Origin of the sequence: Trujillonella humicola (assembly GCF_046233715.1) — a bacterium.
Lineage (GTDB): Bacteria > Actinomycetota > Actinomycetes > Mycobacteriales > Geodermatophilaceae > Trujillonella > Trujillonella humicola.
The window spans coordinates 1-14,500 of sequence record NZ_JBJNRJ010000085.1; the positions used below are offsets into that span (position 1 = coordinate 1).

Consider the following 14,500-nt stretch of genomic DNA (forward strand, 5'->3'; position numbering starts at 1 on the left):
TACGGCTACCTCAACGTCGGGGTCGTGGAGCACGGGCCGCCCGACCTGCTCGGGCGCACGGTCTTCTGCCTGTTCCCGCACCAGACCGCCTACGTCGTGGGGGGGGGGGGGGGGGGGGGGGGCGCCGCCCGCCCCCCCCCCCCCCCCGCCCCGACTCCGCCGGCAAGGTCGCCACGCCGGGCCGACGGCCGACGGCCGCCGGGGATCTCAGACGTCGGTGATGCGGACGCCGGCGTGGGCCTTGTAGCGCCGGTTGACCGAGACGAGGTTGATGGTCAGCGCCTCGACCTGGGCGGCGTTGCGCAGGCGGCCGGCGTAGATGCCGCGCATGCCCGGCAGCCGGCCGGCCAGCGCCTGGACCAGGTCCGTCGAGGCGCGGTCGTCGCCGACCACCATCACGTCGCCGTCCAGGGTGGGCCGGGACAGGTCCTCTAGCAGGACGGCGGACAGGTGGTGGAACGCCCCGACCACGTGCGAGTCCGGCAGCAGCCCGGCCGCCTGCTGGGCGACCGACCCCTCCGGCACCTCGAGCACGTAGGCGCCCAGCTCGTCGAAGCCCATCGGCACCACGCAGTCGACGACGACCTTGCCCGCCAGCGGCTCGGCCAGCTCGGCGAGCGTCGCGGCGTGCCCGGCGAACGGCACGGCGACGATCACCAGGTCCGCGGCGCCGGCGACGTCGGCGTTCGCACCGCCCTGCACCGAGGCCTCCAGGCCGCCCGCGGTCGAGGCGCGCTCGGCGACCTGGCCGGCCACCTCCGCGGCGCGGTCGCCGTCGCGCGATCCGAGGAGCACCCGCTGCCCCGCGGCGGCCAGCCGGACGGCCAGCCCTCGCCCCTGCGGTCCGGTGCCCCCGAGCACCCCGACGACCAAGTCCTCCACGGCGCGTCCGTCCGACACGGTGCCTCCTCGCGGGCCCGGGACCTCCGGCGCCCACGGTCGATCATGCCGCCCGCGTCCGGCCGGTCGTCAGTCGCCCTTCCACTCCTGGTCCTCCTCGGTCAGCCGCTCCTCGCGCTCGGCGACCGACTGCAGCGCGTGCTCGGCCTCCTCGCGGGTCGCGTACGGGCCGAGGCGGTGGCGCTCGGCGCAGCCGTCGCGGTCCTCGACGGTGTGGTGCTTCAGGCAGAAGAACCACGGGCCCTGGGCCATGGGACACCTCCCGGTCGTGGCCCCCGGCGGGGCCTTCCCCTGCAACGGACCGTAGGACCTCAGCCCTTCCCCCGCCGGTCGTCCACCGGGCCGGGCCGGTGCCCGGTGTAGTCCCACAGCGACACCAGCCCGATGCCGAGGCGGACCCGCAGGTCCTCGGTCAGCTCGACGGACTCGTCGAGCGCGGTGGCCTCCTCGGAGTCCGGGCCGAACGCCGCCGCCATCTCCGCCCGGTGCGCGGCGGTGTCGCGCAGCACGTAGCGGTCCCCCTCGCCGGTGGTCAGCACCACCACGGTGACCCGGTCGTCGAGCACGTAGGCGTCCAGCTCGGCGTCCGGCGGGTACTCAGACATCGACCATGACCTGGTCGTGACGGGCGTAGAACGCGGTCATCTCCTCCGGGCCCGGCCGCCGTCCGCTGCGCCGCAGCTCGGCCAGCTCGGCGAAGAAGGCCTCCCGGGCGACGCCCGGCGTGAACAGGATGAGGAAGGTGGCCGGCTCGCCGGAGTCGTTGCGGAAGCCGTGCACGCCGCCCTCGTGGGCGAGCGCGAAGTCCCCGGCCCGGCAGGCCTGCCAGCGGTCGCCTGCGTACAGGGTGAGTTCTCCGGAGACGACGTAGAAGGACTCGGAGAACGTCCGGTGGTAGTGCGGCTCGGCGCCGCCGCTGTGCGCGGCCAGCCGGTACTCCACCAGCCCGAAGCGGCCGGCGGTGACCGTGCCCGGCGCGACCATGCGCAGGGCCGACGGGCCGGCCCCGCGCAGGGGGTGGTCGGCGAGGGTGCGGACGTCGACGAGGGAGGGGTCCAGGTGCGTCACCCGCCCAGCCTGGCCCCCGGCCGGGTGCTCTGCCCACCCTCCTGGGCGTTCCGGGCGACCGCGGCGTCCCGCCGTGTCCGCACCGTGCGGCATCCTGCAGCGGTGCGAGGACGACGGGGCGCGGGGGCGTCGACCACGGTGGCACCGGGACGGGCCGAGACGCGGGTGGCGGCGCTCACGGTGGCCGTGCTCCTGGTCTGCGGCGCGCTCCTGGGCTCGGTCAACCTGCTGGTCGACGGCGTCATCCGCGACGGCGCGCCCCGCGGGGTCTACGCGGCCACGATGGCGCTGCTGGTGGTGGTGGCGGTGCCGCTCGCGGTCTGGCAGCGCATCGACCGGTGGACGATCTTCGGCCTGGTCCTGCTCGGCGACCTCGTCTACCTCGTGGTGGCGCTGTCGATCACCGACCCGTCCCTCTACGCGACGCCGCTGATGATGCTCCTGGCCGCCTTCGTGGCGGCGTGGTTCCTCGAGGGCTGGATGCTCGGGGTGCACCTGGTCGTGACGCCGGCGGTGCTGGCCGGCGCGCTGTGGGGGACCTACGACAGCCTCACCGGCCTGGTGGTCCAGGTCTGCGTCAACGCAGCGGTGCTCGATCTCGCCGCCGCGGGCGTGTACCTGCTGCGCCGGCGCGTGCAGCGCCTGCTCGCGGCCACCCAGCAGCTGTCCCTGCGCGATCCGCTCACCGGGCTGGGCAACCGCCGTCACCTCGAGGAGCAGGCCGGTCGCATCTGGCGGCAGGCGCGCCGCGAGGGCAGCCGGGTGGTCGCGCTCGTGCTCGACCTCGACCACTTCAAGCGGCTCAACGACACGCACGGGCACGCCGCCGGGGACGCCGTCCTGCGCGCCGTCGCCGCGGCGCTGGCGGCCGGCGTCCGTCCCGCCGACGTGCTGGTCCGCCTCGGCGGCGAGGAGCTCGCGGTCCTGGGCACGGTCGGTGACGCGGCCGAGGCGAACCGGCTGGCCGAGCGCCTGCGGACCGCGGTCGCCGCCGCGCGCACCGCCGACGGGCACGCCGTCACCGCCTCGATCGGCATCGCCCTGATCCGCCCCGCCGACGGCGAGGAGGCCGCCGACGGGCTGTGGCGTCTGCTCGACGGCGCCGACGCCGCCATGTACCAGGCCAAGCAGTCCGGCCGAGACCGCGTCGCGGCAGTCCTGACCCCTCGTCCGCGCACCGCACCGCCGCGCGCGGCCCTGCCGGAGGCCGGGGCACGGGCCGGCTGAGGTTCCGGGACCACGCCGTCTGGAAGGTGCGGACGCCGGTTGTCTGTTTCCCTGTCTGCGTGGTCCTCCGCACCTCCGGGGCTGTCCTCCCGGTCGCCGACCCCGCGCGGGTGGTGCCGCTGCCGCTGCGCGAGCAGGCCGACGTCCGCGACCGGTGGCTCACCGAGCGGCTGCTCGACGTGCTGCCCGGCCTGATGGACGACGCCGGCATCGACCTGTGGCTGGTCGTGGGGCGGGAGAACGCCGAGGACCCCGTCCTGCGCACCTTCCTGCCGGCGACCTGGCTCTCGGCGCGCCGGCGCACGGTCCTCGTGCTGCACCGCAGCGACGACGGGGTCACCGCGGCGGCGGTCTCCCGCTACCCGGTCGGTCAGTTCCTGCCGGCCTGGTCGGACGAGGAGTCGCCCGGGCTGCCCTACGAGTGGGCGCAGTGGGCCGCGGTGCGCCGCTTCGTCGAGCAGGCCGACCCGCGGACCATCGGCGTCGACGTCTCCGGCTCGTTCGCGCACGCCGACGGGTTGTCGCACTCCGACCACGGCCTGCTCGTGACCGCGTTGGGGCCGTGGGCCGACCGCCTGGTGCCCGCCGAGCCGCTGGTCGTGCGCTGGCTGGAGACGCGGCTGCCCGAGGAGGTCGCCGTCCTGCGGGCCCTGACCGGCCGGCTGCAGGAGGTCGCGGGTGAGGCGTTCTCCCCCGCCGTCCTGCGTGCCGGCGAGACCACCGCCGCCGACCTCGCCTGGTGGCTGCGGCAGCGGCTGGCCGACCAGGGCCTGGCCTCCTGGTTCCACCCGGTCGTCGACGTGCAGCGGGCGGGGGTGCCGCCGGTCGCCGAGCGCGGCTCGCTGCTGCCGGCCGTGCCCTACGACGAGCCGGTGGCGCCCGGCGACCTGGTGCACTGCGATGTCGGTGCCGCCACGCTGGGACTGGCCGGCGACCTGCAGCGCACCGCCTACGTGCTGCGCCCCGGCGAGACGGCCGCACCGGCGGGCCTGGCACGCGCGTTCGCCCTGGGCACCCGGCTGCAGGACCTGACCACCGCGCACCTGCGCCCCGGCCGCAGCGGCGACGAGGTGCTCGCCGCGACCCGCGCGGCGGCCGCGGCGGAAGGCATCGACGGCGAGGTCTACTCCCACCCGATCGGCGTGCACGGCCACGGCGCCGGGCCGGCGATCGGGCTGTGGGACGAGCAGGACGGCGTCCCGGGGCCCGGCGCTGCCGTCGTGCATCCGGACACCGCCTTCGCGCTGGAGCTGTGCGTGCGCGTGCCGGTGCCGGAGTGGGGCGGTCAGTGCGTGCGGATGGGCCTGGAGGAGGACGTCGTGGTCGGCGCCGCCGGGGTGGAGTACCTCGGCGGCCGGCAGGAGGAGCTGCTGGTGGTCCCGGCAGGCTGACGGAGCCCTACTTCTTCTGCCGGCGCGCCTTGGCCGTCTCCTTGGTGTTCGCCTTCTGGATCGCCTCGACCAGTTCCTTCTTCTTCATCCTCGAGCGGCCGGAGACGTCGAGCTTCTTCGCCAGCTTCAGCAGGTGGTCCTTGGACGCGTTGGCGTCGACGCCGCCCTCGGTCCTCCTGCCGGTGCGGAGCCCGCCCGCGGCCTGGGCGTCGGAGGGGCCCTTCTTGCCGCCTTCCTTCCGCTCCCAGTGGTCGCCGACCTTCTCGTAGGCGTGCTTCACCGCCGACCACGCCGTCCGGTTCGCCCGCTCCTCGTCGCCGTAGGAGCCCATCGCGGCGTCGTACGCCTTGGTGAAGGTCCGCTGCGCCTTCCCGGGCGATCGCTGCAGCGTGCTGGGCAGCTCGCTCTTCCTCGCCTTGCCGTCCTTGGTCGTCTTGGGCATGCCCGTGCCCTACCCCGCACGGCGCGGCGCGATCACATGTCACCCGGGGAGGGGACCGACACGGCGATCCGGCCCGTGCGCTCACGCCTGGAAGCGGCTCCAGTACTCGCGCTCGGCCTCGGTGAGCGGCCGGCTCGCGTCGGTGGCGAAGTCGAACAGCACCAGCACGGCGTCGGCGCGGATCGCGACCTCGCCGCCCTGGTCGAGCTCCTGCCGGACGGTGAGCGACTTCGTGCCCAGCCGCAGCACGCGGCTGCGGACGCACAACCGTTCGCCGAGCCGGTAGCGCAGCTGGCGGAGGTAGTCGACCTCGAGCCGGGCCAGGATGATGTCGGGCTCGCGGCCGTCCGCCGCCCCGGGGCCGCCGGCGGCCATGGCCAGCCGTGCGTCCTCCAGCGGGCCGAGCGCGCGGGCGTGGTTCACGTGCCCGTACGCGTCGGCGTCGCCCCAGCGGAGCTGGACCTCGTGCTCGTGCGGCCCGCTCAGGGCAGGTCCGCCGTCTCCTCGGAGGTGCGGTGGCCGCCCTGGGCGTCGTCGGGGTCGGCGTTGACCGTCCGCTCCTCGGACTCGGCGAGGATCACCTCGGCGGCCACCTCGGCCATCCCCCGGTCGCCGTCCGCGGCGCCGGCCGACTGCTCCTCGGGGAGGAGCTGCGACCGGGTGCGGATGTTGTCCTCCGTGACGTTCCCCAGCGCCTCGGGGCCGGGCTCCTTCATCGTGACCACGTCGTCCTCCTCAGAACCGCTGCTGCTCGGTGCCCAGGCCCAGCGCCTCGGCGACCTCCTGGACGTTCGCGAACGTCTGCCCCGCGGGCAACCGCTGGAGGTCGCCGAGCACCCGGTCGGGGGCGTTGCTCTCCTGTGCCCTCGCCACGAGAGCGTCGCGGTCGGCGGGCCACACCTCCTTGCCGAGTGCTTCGGCGATCGCGGCGCGCCGCTCGATGCTGCCCTGGTCGGTGCCCGGCGAGGTCGCGGACTGGTGCGGGTCGGTCACGGGTGCTCCTCGGTCGCGGGGATGCCGGTCAGGGGTGGCGGGGCGGTGGTCCTGCGGCTCACCGCGGCGAGGGCGTCGAGTCGTCGGTGTAGCGGAGGATCGCCGCAACGGAGACGTCCTCCGGCATGGCCGGCCGCGGCACGACGACGACCCCGGCGGCCGAGGCGACAGCGGCGGCCACCAGCGCGCGGTCGGCCGGCACCGCGGTGCCGTGGGTGCCCAGGGCGTCCATGTCCCCCTGCCCCACCCCCAGCGTCGTGGGGTCCTCGCCGACGAGGAGCTGCTCGTCGTCCTGCCGGTCGGCGAGCACCAGGGTCTCCACCTGGCCCTTGCGCAGCGCCTCGACGACCGCGGCCGTGCCGGTCACGGCGAGGCCGTGGGCGCCGGCGGAGGCGATCTTCTCCACCGTCTCGGCCTGCTCGTGCGCCTCGTGCTCGGCGACGAGCTCGGCCTCCCGGCGGTCGATCGGCTCGCGGTCCGCACCGGCAGCCCGCCCGCCCTCCTCCATCGTCACGACCAGGTCGGCCCAGGCCTTGTCCGCGCGGTCGGTGAGCACCTGGCGGGCCCGCACGTCGCCGGCGACGAGGACGAAGCGCGGGTCGCGGCGCCGCGCCACGGAGGCGATCTCCTCCGCCACCTCGTCGGCGTTCTCGACCCACTTGTTCTCGACGGTGCGCATGTAGTGGTTGTGCTTCCAGCCGCCCACCTTGACCTTGCGCAGCCGGAAGTCGTCGCCCTCGATCTCCTTCTCCTCGTCGGGCTGGCCGGCGAGGGAGGCGATGGCGACGTCGGCGCCGAGCCGGTCGGCGACGACCACGACGTGCGGCACGCGCGCGGCCATCTGGGTGAGCACCGGCAGCAGGTCGGGCTGCGGCGACCAGGCGACCACGGCGTTGCGCGGGACGTCGCCGAGCACCTCGTCGAGGACGACGGACCCGTCGGCGGCGACCACCAGGGCCCGGCCGCGCAGCGTGCCGGCCTCCCCGCCCTCGATGCCCTCCAGCAGGCGGGCCCGGACCGCGTCGACCACGGTCGCCGGGGCCCCGTGCTGCTCGAGCTGCTCGGCGACCGCGCGGACCTTGAGCTCGAGCTCGGCGTCGGCGTTCTCGGTCGTGTGGGTGACGTCGGCGCAGACGGTGGCGAAGGGCCCGCCGGCGGCGAACACCGGCTGCAGGAAGGACACGTCCATGGCGGTGCGGCAACTCCTCGATCGAACCTCGTCCCGGCCCGCCGCGACGGCGCGGCGGCGGGCTGTCGTAGGAACCGGCTACCCATCGGCCTCCGCCTCACACCCGGCCGGCCCGCACCCGGCGCCGCCGGTGTCGGATGGCCGGGGCAGGGGTAGCGGGTGCGGCATGACCCAGCACGACGAGCTGCCGATCCCGGACTACGACCACCTCCAGACGGGGACGCTGGTCTTCCGCATCCGCACCCTGGACGCCGCGGGTCTCGAGACGCTGCTGGCCTACGAGCGGGGGCACGCCAACCGCATCCAGGTGGTGACCGCGATGCAGCACCGGCTCCGGGCGCTGCAGCAGGGCGCGCAGCCCTCCGGCGGGGACCCGGCCGCCACCGGCGCCGACGACCCGGTCGCCGCGGCGGCCGGCTCCAAGGTGTCCGAGGCCACCACCGGCCCGGCGATGAACCCGCCCTCCCACGGCGACCCGTCCAACCCCGCCCAGCCCCGGTCGACCGGCTGAGCCGACGAGATCTGCACTCTCGTCGCCATCAGCGGCTGATGGCGACGAGAGTGCAGATCTCGACGGGTCGCGGGGGTCAGCCGCTCATCACGTCCAGGGCGATGGGGCCGAGCAGCACGATGAACAGCGTCGGCAGGATGCAGATGATCAGCGGGAAGATCACCTTGACCGGGATCTGCATCGCCTTCTCCTCGGCCCGCTGACGGCGCTTGAGCCGCATCTCGTGGGCCTGGGTGCGGAGCACGTCGGCGATCGAGACGCCGAACGCGTCGGCCTGGACGATGGCGCGGACGAACCGCCGCAGGTCCTCGACCCCGGTGCGCTCGCCCAGCGCGAGGTAGGCGTCCCGCCGCGGCTGCCCCACGCCGATGTCCTGCAGCGTGCGCATCAGCTCCTCGGCGAGTGCGCCCCGGCCGTTGCCGGCGGCGCGGGCGAGCGCGGACTCGAAGCCCAGGCCGGCCTCCACGGCGATGGTCATCTGGTCGAGGGTGTCGGCCAGCTGCACCGCGATCTCCTGGCGACGCTCCTGCGCCCGGCTGACGAGCAGCAGGTCGGGGACGAACCAGGTGAGCACGGTCGCCGCCCCCAGGACGACGACGAACAGCGGCTGCGGCCGGGCCGTGACGACCAGCAGGCCCAGGACGGCGGCGACCGCGGTCATCAGCGGCTTGACGGCGAGGACCCGGCCGACCGGCCAGGCCGGCGGGCGCCCGGCCCCGGCCAGCAGCCGGTCGATCCGGGCGGCCGTGCCCGACGGGGTGAGCGCCTGGGCCAGCCGGCCGCCGAGGGTGCCCGGGGCGCGCTGCTCGCCGCCGGGGCCGGTGAGCGGGGCGATGCCGCGGACGAGGTTGGCGCGCGTCAGCGCGGTCGCGGCGCGCGGCCGGGAGAGGGCGGCCCACGCCGCGAGCGGCAGCGCGAGGCCCACCGCGGCGGCGCCCAGGAGCACGGGGACGGGGACGGCGGCCATCAGAACCGGATGCTCACGGTCTTCTTGAGCCACAGGGCCCCGACGACCAGCAGGAGCGCGGCCCCGGCCAGCATCGCGTAGCCCATCAGCGACCCGGTGAAGGCCCGCACGTGGTCGGGGTTGGTCATGAAGATGAACCCGCTCACGCCGAAGGGCAGGGCCATCAGCACGATCGCCGACAGCTTGCCCTCGGCGGCGAGGGCCTTGACCTGCCTGCGCAGGGCGTTGCGCTCGCGGATGGTGTTGCTGACCACGTCGAGCACCTCGGCCAGGTTGCCCCCGACCTCGCGGTGGATGGCGATGGCCTGGGCGATCCAGCGGAAGTCGTCGCTGCCCATCCGGGCGGCGACCTCGTCGAGGGCCTCGGTGAGGTCCCGGCCGACGCGCGTCTCGTTGACGATCCGGGCGAACTCCACCGACGTCGGGGCGGCGGCCTCCTGGGCGACGGAGTCCAGCGCCCGCAGGAGGCTGTGCCCGGCGCGCAGGCTGCTGGCCATCAGCTGCAGCGAGTCGTCGAGCTGGTCGGCGAAGGCCGCCTTGCGCCGGCCCGCGCGGACGCCGACCACCACCCGCACCCCGACCGGTACCGCCACGGCGAGCACGATCGCCAGGACCGGCCCGGCGAGGACCCAGCCGACCCCGCCGAGCAGGGCGGTCCCGATACCGGTCAGCAGCACGAGGTCGGGGAAGGGCAGCGCGATCCCGGCCCGCTCCAGGGCCGCGGCGCCGGCGGCCATCCGGCCGCGCCTGGCCAGCGCGCGCTCGACCGCGGCGCCGGCGGCGGCGCCGGCACCGGCGAGGACGGACGACGGCGGCGCGACGGCGGGGTCCAGCCGCTCGGGCCGCACCCGAGGCGGTCCGGCCGGGACGGCGGCGACGGCGAGGAGGACCAGCGCGCCGGCTCCGGCGAGCAGCCCGGCGACGAGCAGGACCTCGTTCACGCCCCCCACCCCCGGGCCCGGACCGGCTCGGGCATCCCGAACACCCGCGGCGAGACGGCGATGCCCAGCTCGGCGAAGCGCTCGACGAACCGCGGGCGCACCCCGGTGGGCACCGGCTTGCCGAGGAAGCGCCCGGCTGCGTCCACCCCGGCCGAGTAGTCGAACAGGAAGGCGTCCTGCAGCGTGACCGTCTCGCCCTCCATGCCCTGGATCTCGGTGACGTGGGTGACCCGGCGGGTGCCGTCGCGCAGCCGGGTGAGCTGGACGACGACGTCGACGGCGGAGGCGATCTGCTCGCGGATGGCCCGCAGCGGCAGGTCCATCCCGGCCATGAGCACGAGGGTCTCCAGGCGGGCGACGGCGTCGCGCGGGGAGTTGGCGTGCACCGTGGACAGCGACCCGTCGTGGCCGGTGTTCATCGCCTGCAGCATGTCCAGGCTCTCCCCGCCGCGGCACTCCCCCACCACGATCCGGTCGGGCCGCATGCGCAGCGAGTTGCGCACCAGGTCGCGGATGGTGATCGCGCCCTTGCCCTCGATGTTGGGCGGGCGCGACTCCAGCCGGACGACGTGGTCCTGCTGCAGCTGCAGCTCGACGGCGTCCTCGATGGTGACGATCCGCTCGCCCTCCGGGATGAAGGAGGACAGCACGTTGAGCAGCGTCGTCTTCCCGGTGCCGGTACCGCCGGAGACGATGACGTTGAGCCGCGCCTCGACGCAGGCGTGCAGGAGCTCGGCCATCTCCGGCGACAGCGTCCCGAAGCCGATCAGGTCGTCGACGGAGAACGGGTCCTTGGCGAACTTGCGGATGGTGAGGGTCGACCCGCTGAACGCCAGCGGCGGGATGATGGCGTTGACGCGGGAGCCGTCGGCCAGCCGGGCGTCGACCAGCGGTGAGGACTCGTCGATCCGCCGTCCGACCCGGGAGACGATGCGGTCGATCACCCGGCGCAGGTGCTCCTCGGAGCTGAAGCGGGCGCCGGAGCGGACCAGCCGGCCGGACTGCTCGACGTAGACCGTGTCGGGTCCGTTCACCATGATCTCGCTGACCGTCTCGTCGTCGAGCAGCCGCTGCAGCGGGCCGAGGCCGAGCACGTCGTCGGCGATCTCGGCGGTCAGCCGGGAGCGCTCGTCGGGCGACAGCGGGACCTTCTCCTCGTCGACGACGTCGTCCAGCTCGCCGAGCACCAGGGCCCGCAGCTGGTCCTCGCCGAGGCTCGGGTCGTTGATCCGGGAGCCCATCCGCTCGAACAGCGCCTTGGAGACCCGCTCCTTGAGCCGGGCGAGGGCGTCGGCGGGCGGGGCCGCGGGCACCGGGGCCAGCGGCCGCGGGACCGGCCGGGGCGGGGGCACGGCGGCGGGCGGCGTGCCGTGCGCGGTGGGGGCTGTCTCGACCGGGGCGGCGTGCCGGCCGGCCGCGGCGAGGCGGGAGGCGAGGTCCATCAGGGCGTCCTGTGCGGGTGCGGGGTGGTCACGAGGCGGCCCGGTGCTTGGCCCGGTACCGGCTGTGGCGGACGATCGGGGTGGCGGCGAAGCGGGCGACCAGGCGCCGCAGCTCCTTGGTCATCGGGTCGCGCCGGCCGCTCTGCAGCAGCGGCACGCCCTCGTTCGTGGAGACCGGGACGGCGGCGGACCGGGGCAGGACGACGTCCACGCCCGTGCCGATGGTGGTCTCGACGTCGCGGACGGACAGCCCGCCCCGGGCCTCGGCGAAGTTCATGACCACGTGCCGGCCGGCCGGGATCATGCACAGCTCGCGGAGCACGTCGAGCTCCTTGCGCAGCCCGCGGACGCCGGGGACGTCCATCGAGCTGAGCATCACCACGTCGGTGGCCCGGTCCAGAGCGGCCAGCGTCTGCTCCGACAGGCCCGGCGCGGTGTCCACGACGACGTAGCGGAACTCGCGGGCCAGTGCGGCGAGCAACCGGCTGACGTCGTCGGCGGTGATCCGGTCCCCGGCGGCCGGTGACTCCGCCCCGCAGACGGCGTACAGGCCCGACGGGTGCTGGGTGAGGAAGGTCTTGAGGACCATCGTGTCCTCGCTGGCCGGGCCGTGGACGACGTCGGGCAGCGCGTACTCCGGCACCAGGCCGAGGGCGTAGGCGACGTCCCCGAACTGCACGTCGAGGTCGACGAGCACCGTGGACTGCGGCGCGGCGGCGGTCAGGCCGACGGCCAGGTTGGTCGCCACCGTCGTCTTGCCGACGCCGCCCTTGGGGGACGCGACGGTGATGACGCGGCCGTTGTAGCGCGCGGTCTCCTCGATCGGGCGCAGCACCCGCCGCCGCCCGGTCGCCGCGGCGCCCGCCCGCTCGAAGGCTGCGCGCATCTCCGCCGGGTCGGCCGAGGGCGCGACGACGTCGCGGATGCCGGACCGCATGGCGGCCTGCCACAGGTCCGGGCCCGGATCGGCGATGAGGACGACGCTGATGCCCGGGCACTGCACGTCGAGCCGTGCGGCGAGGGTGAGCACCTCCTCGGGGGAGGCCAGCGGCCCGATGGCGAGCACCTCGGGCAGCTCGCCGTCGGCCAGCTGCTCGAACAGCCGGGCGGGGTCGGCGGGGAGCCGGCCGGGTGGCAGCTCGGAGACGTCGCCGTCGGCCGCCGCGTGCACCCGTGCGCTGATCGCCGCGTCGCCCGCGGCCAGGACGATGCGACTCATCGGGGGATCTCCTGGCCGTAGACGTTGATCTGGGTCAGCACCCGGGTGCCGTCGGTGTCGGCGCCCTCGGGCTCGAGCGACAGCCAGAGGGTGCCGTGCTCCTGGCCGTAGACGATCTGCTCGGCGTCCCGGGCCACGACGGCGAGGGTGACCATCAGCGGCGCGGGGCCGCCGGCGCCGGTGGCGGCGGTCTGCGTGCCGTCCTCCCCCACGGTGGCCGCACCCTGCACGCGGGTCACCAGCACCTGGTGCTGCACCGCGTGGGTGGTGGCGGTGCCGTCCTGGAACACCAGCGAGAGGTAGACCCCGACGGTGTCCCCGGCGGCGAGCCGGCCGCCCACGACCCGCTGCGGCTCGAGCAGGACGCTGATCTCCTGCATGCCCTCGGGCACCGCCACGGCGTCGGGGGCGGTGAGCTGCTCGGGGTCGACGAACCGCGCCGCGAGGAGCTGCTCGCCGGGCTCCAGGTCGACGTCGGCGACCAGGCCCGCGAGCTGGTCGAGGTCGGTCACCCGACCCTCGACGGCGGTCTTGGCCGGCACCAGCGTCGTGCGCACGAGGTCCTCGAGCTCCTCCCCCGACGTGCCGGCCGGGACCGGCTCGTCGACGACGAGCACCTCGACGGCCTGCACGCCCTCGAGGGCGCGCTCGTCCGCGCCGCGGACGTAGGCGAGCAGCACCACCGCACCGACGGCGGCGAGCAGCAGGGCGGCCAGTGCGGCCAGCAGTCGTCTCACGGGGGTCCCTATCGGATCAGGCGGAGGATCTCCGCGCCCATGTCGGGAGCGGTCGGGGAGGTCGTGAAGTCGTCGGACAGCTCCACCCAGCGGGTGAAGTAGCCGGAGATGCAGCGGTCGTTGCCGGTGCAGGGCCGCGGCGAGGTGCCGAACTGCCCGCCGAGGAAGTAGCCGGTGATCCGGAACGCCGCGTAGCCGTACACGTGGTACCAGGCGCCGCTGCCGGTGCCGCCGAACTGGTCGAAGATCGGCAGCAGCACCGTGCGGCCGACCAGCGCGGCGAAGTCCGCGGGGTCGCAGTCCGACGACGGGGTGTTGCCGGTCGAGGAGTAGGACCGACCGCCGACGGCGCTCGTGGCCCGGCACTCGCCGGGATCGGTGACCAGGTAGCCGAAGCCGCCCGGGACGATGTTGCGCGAGGGCCCGGTGCAGTCGACGGTGCCCGAGGTCTTCGTCAGCCGGATCGTGCGCACCGTCGTCCCCGACGGCATCCCGCCGCCGGTCTGCTGGGCGAACTCGCACCAGGAGAAGGTGAGCGGCAGACGGGCCGTCCCGGCGCTGGGCGCGCCCCAGGCGACCGTGGCGGTGGCGCTGACCTCGGTGGAGTCGAAGCCGAGGACCGGGGCGAACCAGTGCCGGGTCGGGTTGCTGCCGGTGACCGTGACGCTCGACGGGTTGCTCCGCAGCACCGGCGGGGCGGCGGTCGCCTCGCCGGCGTTGGCGGTGACGAGGGCGTTCGCGGTCGCCTGCATGTCCCCGCAGGCCCCTCGGGCGCAGTCCTGGGCCACGGCGAGGGCGGCGGCGTCGGCGGCCACCTGCAGGCGGGCGCGCTCGGCGTACACCGCGCCGACGTCGACCGCGATGGCGGCGAAGCCCAGCAGCGGGACCATGAGCAGCGCGACCAGCACCGCGGTGGCGCCGCGCTCGTCGCCGGCCCGCAGCCGGCGGACGGAGCGGCCACCCCGGCGGGGGGCGGGGTGGTCCTTCCTCAGCCGCCGCATCGCATGACCCCCGTGCCGGAGAGGCCGATCCTGGCGCCGAACCAGCCGGTCATCAGCGGCAGGTCGTAGTCGATCGTGAGCCGGACCGTCGTCGTGCCGGTTCCGGTGGGGCAGGTCGCGGGCGTGATCCGGATCTGCGCGTTGGTCAGCGCCGGGTCGAGGGAGGAGGCCGCGGACCGGGCAGCGGCGCGGGCCGCCGCCGGGTCGTTCTGCAGCGCCATGACCCGCACGCCCTCGCGGGCGGCGGCCGACAGGGTCCCCGACACCTGGAACCCGCGGCCGAACTCGACGATGCCGAGGAGCAGGAACAGCAGGATCGGCAGGATCAGCGCGAACTCGACCACGCTGGCCCCGCGCTCGTCGCGGAGTCGTCGTCGCATCGACCGGGTCCTCTCGTGGGTGTCCGGGGGCGGGGGCGGTGGGCCGGGGGCGCGCGGGGGTGCGTCGGCGCGGCGGCCCCAGGGGGTGGGGC

General features: G+C 75.4%; 19 protein-coding genes. 3 read left to right on the top strand and 16 right to left on the bottom strand.

Going from position 1 to position 14,500, the window contains the following annotated elements:
• Nucleotides 1-207: 207 nt before the first annotated feature.
• From npdG to ACK586_RS24285, 4 genes are all read right to left on the bottom strand, one after another.
• Nucleotides 208-900, bottom strand: coding sequence for an NADPH-dependent F420 reductase (npdG, locus tag ACK586_RS24270; RefSeq protein ID WP_409333096.1), 693 nt, complete (start codon nucleotides 898-900; stop codon nucleotides 208-210).
• Between the two features lie 69 nt (nucleotides 901-969).
• Nucleotides 970-1,152 (bottom strand): hypothetical protein, encoded by a 183-nt coding sequence (locus ACK586_RS24275; protein ID WP_409333097.1) that lies wholly within the window; start codon nucleotides 1,150-1,152, stop codon nucleotides 970-972.
• Between the two features lie 59 nt (nucleotides 1,153-1,211).
• Nucleotides 1,212-1,505 carry a hypothetical protein gene (locus ACK586_RS24280; protein WP_409333098.1) on the bottom strand — a complete coding sequence of 98 codons (294 nt, stop codon included), beginning with the start codon at nucleotides 1,503-1,505 and terminating at the stop codon, nucleotides 1,212-1,214.
• On the bottom strand, nucleotides 1,498-1,968 hold the full coding sequence (locus tag ACK586_RS24285) for a cupin domain-containing protein (RefSeq protein ID WP_409333099.1): 471 nt from the start codon (nucleotides 1,966-1,968) through the stop codon (nucleotides 1,498-1,500). The genes ACK586_RS24280 and ACK586_RS24285 overlap by 8 nt, the downstream gene beginning before the upstream one ends.
• Nucleotides 1,969-2,070: 102 nt before the next feature.
• Between ACK586_RS24285 and ACK586_RS24290 the strand changes: the two genes are divergently transcribed.
• Nucleotides 2,071-3,195, top strand: coding sequence for a GGDEF domain-containing protein (locus ACK586_RS24290; protein ID WP_409333100.1), 1,125 nt, complete (start codon nucleotides 2,071-2,073; stop codon nucleotides 3,193-3,195).
• A gap of 59 nt (nucleotides 3,196-3,254) precedes the next feature.
• Entirely contained in the window at nucleotides 3,255-4,586 is a 1,332-nt protein-coding gene (locus ACK586_RS24295) for a M24 family metallopeptidase (protein WP_409333101.1), read from the top strand.
• A gap of 7 nt (nucleotides 4,587-4,593) precedes the next feature.
• On the opposite strand, the gene ACK586_RS24300 is transcribed toward ACK586_RS24295, so the two are convergent.
• From ACK586_RS24300 to ACK586_RS24320, 5 genes are all read right to left on the bottom strand, one after another.
• Nucleotides 4,594-5,028 (bottom strand): ChaB family protein, encoded by a 435-nt coding sequence (locus ACK586_RS24300; protein WP_409333102.1) that lies wholly within the window; start codon nucleotides 5,026-5,028, stop codon nucleotides 4,594-4,596.
• An 81-nt stretch (nucleotides 5,029-5,109) separates the two neighbouring features.
• Complete coding sequence (locus ACK586_RS24305) at nucleotides 5,110-5,514, bottom strand: acyl-CoA thioesterase (RefSeq protein WP_409333113.1); 405 nt, start codon at nucleotides 5,512-5,514, stop codon at nucleotides 5,110-5,112.
• Nucleotides 5,511-5,744: a hypothetical protein gene (locus ACK586_RS24310; protein ID WP_409333114.1), complete on the bottom strand. Its 234-nt coding sequence runs from the start codon at nucleotides 5,742-5,744 to the stop codon at nucleotides 5,511-5,513. Before ACK586_RS24310 ends, ACK586_RS24305 begins: the two co-directional genes overlap by 4 nt.
• Before the next feature lie 19 nt (nucleotides 5,745-5,763).
• Entirely contained in the window at nucleotides 5,764-6,021 is a 258-nt protein-coding gene (locus ACK586_RS24315) for a DUF2795 domain-containing protein (RefSeq protein ID WP_409333103.1), read from the bottom strand.
• A 58-nt stretch (nucleotides 6,022-6,079) separates the two neighbouring features.
• Entirely contained in the window at nucleotides 6,080-7,210 is a 1,131-nt protein-coding gene (locus ACK586_RS24320) for a baeRF2 domain-containing protein (protein WP_409333104.1), read from the bottom strand.
• A 166-nt stretch (nucleotides 7,211-7,376) separates the two neighbouring features.
• Between ACK586_RS24320 and ACK586_RS24325 the strand changes: the two genes are divergently transcribed.
• Nucleotides 7,377-7,721 (top strand): DUF8129 domain-containing protein, encoded by a 345-nt coding sequence (locus ACK586_RS24325; RefSeq protein ID WP_409333105.1) that lies wholly within the window; start codon nucleotides 7,377-7,379, stop codon nucleotides 7,719-7,721.
• Between the two features lie 76 nt (nucleotides 7,722-7,797).
• Here ACK586_RS24325 and ACK586_RS24330 read toward each other — a convergent pair whose 3' ends face one another.
• The 7 genes from ACK586_RS24330 to ACK586_RS24360 are packed head-to-tail and all read right to left on the bottom strand — an operon-like array spanning nucleotide 7,798 to nucleotide 14,408.
• A complete protein-coding gene (locus ACK586_RS24330) occupies nucleotides 7,798-8,688 on the bottom strand; it encodes a type II secretion system F family protein (protein ID WP_409333106.1) in 891 nt (296 codons plus the stop codon).
• Nucleotides 8,688-9,629: a type II secretion system F family protein gene (locus tag ACK586_RS24335; RefSeq protein ID WP_409333107.1), complete on the bottom strand. Its 942-nt coding sequence runs from the start codon at nucleotides 9,627-9,629 to the stop codon at nucleotides 8,688-8,690. The genes ACK586_RS24330 and ACK586_RS24335 overlap by 1 nt, the downstream gene beginning before the upstream one ends.
• Nucleotides 9,626-11,071, bottom strand: coding sequence for a TadA family conjugal transfer-associated ATPase (locus ACK586_RS24340; RefSeq protein ID WP_409333108.1), 1,446 nt, complete (start codon nucleotides 11,069-11,071; stop codon nucleotides 9,626-9,628). The genes ACK586_RS24335 and ACK586_RS24340 overlap by 4 nt, the downstream gene beginning before the upstream one ends.
• A gap of 28 nt (nucleotides 11,072-11,099) precedes the next feature.
• Nucleotides 11,100-12,290 carry a CpaE/TadZ family protein gene (locus tag ACK586_RS24345; protein ID WP_409333109.1) on the bottom strand — a complete coding sequence of 397 codons (1,191 nt, stop codon included), beginning with the start codon at nucleotides 12,288-12,290 and terminating at the stop codon, nucleotides 11,100-11,102.
• A complete protein-coding gene (cpaB, locus tag ACK586_RS24350) occupies nucleotides 12,287-13,027 on the bottom strand; it encodes a Flp pilus assembly protein CpaB (RefSeq protein ID WP_409333110.1) in 741 nt (246 codons plus the stop codon). The genes ACK586_RS24345 and cpaB overlap by 4 nt, the downstream gene beginning before the upstream one ends.
• Before the next feature lie 8 nt (nucleotides 13,028-13,035).
• Nucleotides 13,036-14,028, bottom strand: a complete 993-nt coding sequence (locus ACK586_RS24355) for a pilus assembly protein TadG-related protein (protein WP_409333111.1) — start codon at nucleotides 14,026-14,028, stop codon at nucleotides 13,036-13,038.
• Nucleotides 14,016-14,408, bottom strand: a complete 393-nt coding sequence (locus ACK586_RS24360; protein ID WP_409333112.1) for a TadE/TadG family type IV pilus assembly protein — start codon at nucleotides 14,406-14,408, stop codon at nucleotides 14,016-14,018. Before ACK586_RS24360 ends, ACK586_RS24355 begins: the two co-directional genes overlap by 13 nt.
• Nucleotides 14,409-14,500: the final 92 nt, after the last annotated feature.